Here is a 3440-nt window from a genome sequence, read left to right as displayed (position 1 = left end):
GCAACCGCTAAACGCATCCATCCCTATACTAGTCACGCTATTGGGGATTGTGATGCTCGTTAGACCAGTGCAACCGCTAAACGCATCCGTCCCTATACTAGTCACGCTATTAGGGATTGTGATGCTCGTTAGGCCTGTGCATTCATAAAACGCCTCATCTCCTATGGTGGTTACTATCCCGATCTCGCCTTCGTCAATAGTTCCTTCTATTTCAAAATCTCCATAATAACCTTCTTCGTCTATTTCACTTATTTTTATTGTCTTGGGAATCTCTATACTGACATCACCGTCTCCGTCATAGTAGCTAATTATCAATGGTGTTAAAACGTTAATTTCCTTTGTTCCTACAGTGCCGGAGCCGTCTTTGGCAGTTGCCTTAACTGTTACTGTGCCGACTCCTGTTGCTGTTAATAATCCCGTGTTGCTGATTGTTGCTGAACCGGTTCCATCTGTTACTGACCAAGTTACTGCCTTATTTGCTGCATTTGCCGGAGTTACAGCCGCACTCATTTGCAGTGTTCCACCATTTGCAACTATTGTTTCATCATCTGCACCAGTCACACTAATAGCACTTACACGCTCTTCTGAGGGCTTCGATGAACCTCCGCCGCCCCCGCTGGGTTTTCTGGGGGGTGTTTGTGTTTTGCTGGCTATGATGGCCGATTCCACACCCTTACCCCAATCGATTTCGTCCGGTTTCTGCTCGATGACTACACCGTCGACGTTGATTTCGGCGGTGCCGATGCTGCCTTGGCCGGTGATTTCGACTCCGGCATCAGCTGTAACGGTGGTGACGCTAGCTTCTTTGTCTAGGTCCACCTGGGTTCCGCTAGCATTCTTAGCTACGACTAGGTTATCTATTGTAGAGCCTGCGCCCACTTTCACGTTGGCTTTTTCGGCTGCTATTTCCACCTCAGCAAAGTTTCCGGTTAGGACAACTTCGGTACTTTTGTCCAAGTCCTTGGGTAATTCAACCCGTTCAAAGGAACCATCGTCTCGGCAAATCAAAATGGCCCCTGATTGCAGTACTACTTTGGGTACCGATGTGGACCCTTCGGCCACGATCCTGATCTGGCCGTCTACTTTCTCTACAGTGACGGTGCCATGTAGCGTACAGCTACGGAAGATAACGCTGTTTATGCCGCCACCTTTGACTTGAGTATCGCCTTTGACGGTTACGTTATCTAGTATTACAGTACCGTCGCCAACGGTTTCGGCAATGATAAGATCGCCGGTTATTGTTAGATTCTGTAGGGTAACCCCGTCAGCTTTGATGATAACGTCGCCACTGATAGTTTCTACGCCTTCTTTTGGTCCGTAGGTTCCGGCTTTGTCAAATATCTTTCCTTCTATTACCGGTTTTTGATCTAACGCTCGTGCGAGGATAGCTGCAGTTTGGGCTCGAGTTATGAGACCGTTGCTTCCCAGCTTCTTCAGTACGGCTTCCCTTTGTTCGGTGGTGCGGGCGGTTTCCCACTGCTGCCAGCCAGCGGCACTAAGACCTACCGGTTGGGGTGCTAAGGTGGTGGGCGTGTAACCGCTCATGAGCCCTAAATTAACAGCAGTGGCAACATCGGCCTTGGCCCAAGCACTTACTTTGCCGGCATCGATAAAGGGTACCAGTACAGTATCTTGCTCGGCTTTAGTAGCGATCTTGCCATAGCCGAAGGCCCGCACTAACATAGCTGCCGCTTGTTCACGGGTGATGGGACGATAGGGGCTGAAGGTTCCGTCCGGATTACCGGCCACATAACCGTAAGCGGCTGCCGCCTCTACCTGACCGGCAAACCAATCCTCTGGTTTGACGTCCTTGAAGCGACTAGTCCCTGTTACCGGAGTAATCCTCAGACTCTTATTCACCATGGTTACGAATTCGGCCCGGGTAACAGTTAGGTCCGGTCGGAAAGTGCCATCGGGTAGACCGGATACTGCTCCCAGGTCCACTAGTTGTTGGATGGCCGCCTCGGCCCAATGGCCCTTAATATCCGGTGCTGTTGGCGCTGCTGCTACTGGAACAGCTGGGAGCAATAGCGCCAATAGGGTCAAGACGGCAATAAGACGATGAGACTTCCGTCGCAATTGGGTACACCTCCGCTCTCGTTTTTGGGTTTTGGGAACACAAGGTGCTATTTGGAACAGGGTTTCCTTCGCGCAGCGTTTCACAAACTGCTCATAACGTTCCTCCTTTAAGTCTACATTCCTTGCGGTATTGTCATCTGCCAATACCCCCGTAATTTATTATCAGCTCGGCCCTGGTATTGACGTTCAGTTTTCTATAGACAGCAGACATATGAGAGTTGGCAGTGGAATACTTGATACCCAATTCTTTGGCCGTTTCTTTGAGCATAAGACCTGCAAGCAATAAGCGGAAAACATCCTTTTCGCGGGGTGTTAGGCTTGAGACACGTTCTTCCTTGTCTTTGTTGCTTAACGGGAGTTGTTTAGCAGGGCACAATGGGGGTTCATCGTCACAGGTTTTCGCCCGTTTATCGTACAGCTCCATATACTCACCCCCTTGACCGCTCATCTGGTTTTCGCTGAAGTGTTTATCGCACACCCACCGGTGGCGGTACCCACAGCGGTTGAAATGCATCGGGTGATAACATAAGCGCATAAAATTGCTTAGGCTTTTCCTTGTTTCTATCTTCATCATGACCGAAATACCTCCGGCTGTAATCATCCTGGGGGTGATAGTCAAGCGCAAAAGGGGTGATTTAAGGGGTGATTTTACCAAAAACACTTGGTTCGGTCTTAATCCTTACCCTCCTGCGTAGTTTTGGTGAACAGATGCAGGTCACGATGGATGAACAGGTTAAGAAGTCTAACGCCATTAGTTATAGTGAAGCAAGATAATTATAGTGAGATTCTTAAACCAAAGCTTTAAGGATATTGCTATATTCTATAACGCAATTGCTGTTTTTTAGTTAGAGGCTGACCCATTCCCTTGCTCTACATTACGTTGTATGACTACTTAGCCCTTCGGGGCGGCACGGGGACCGCCCCCTACACCGTGCCCTGGGGACTCGGGGCGGCACGGAGACTGCCCCCTACACCATACCTTCGGGACGCGGGGCGGCACGGGGACTGCCCCTGCACCATACCTTCGGGACGCGGGGCGGCACGGATAAGCCCTGTACATCATGTCCTCGAGGCGGCTAAAAGCGACAGTCACCTGGGTGTTTTCCCAGGCGACGGTCGCTTTCTTATAAGAAGTGACATCGGATTCAAATAGCAAACGTACGTGTCATTCCGAGTGAAACGAGGAATCTTGTCCCGGATCCTTCGCTTCGCTCAGGATAACAATTCTGCTATGCGAGTGACAAGCACCAACCAAAACCCTTGATTTCATATCGTTATTACGATATAGTTTGCATATAACATAGATGGGGGTGGGTATTATGCCGAACATTAGACCAAGCTCGGATTTAAGAAACAGATAT

2 protein-coding genes are annotated in these 3440 nt (G+C 49.6%); both read right to left on the bottom strand.

Features of this window, described 5'->3' with window-relative positions; translation table 11 throughout:
- On the bottom strand, window positions 1–2079 hold a 2079-nt coding region (locus GX016_03465; protein HHT70624.1), incomplete at its 3' end, for a leucine-rich repeat protein.
- 133 nt (window positions 2080–2212) lie between these two features.
- Window positions 2213–2503, bottom strand: coding sequence for a helix-turn-helix transcriptional regulator (locus GX016_03460; protein ID HHT70623.1), 291 nt, complete (start codon window positions 2501–2503; stop codon window positions 2213–2215).
- Between the last annotated feature and the right edge of the window lie 937 nt (window positions 2504–3440).

The organism is Bacillota bacterium, assembly GCA_012837285.1.
Classification (GTDB): domain Bacteria; phylum Bacillota; class DTU030; order DUMP01; family DUMP01; genus DUNI01.
The sequence above is the reverse complement of the archived record's forward strand: the minus strand, read 5'-3'. Positions and strand labels throughout refer to the sequence as shown.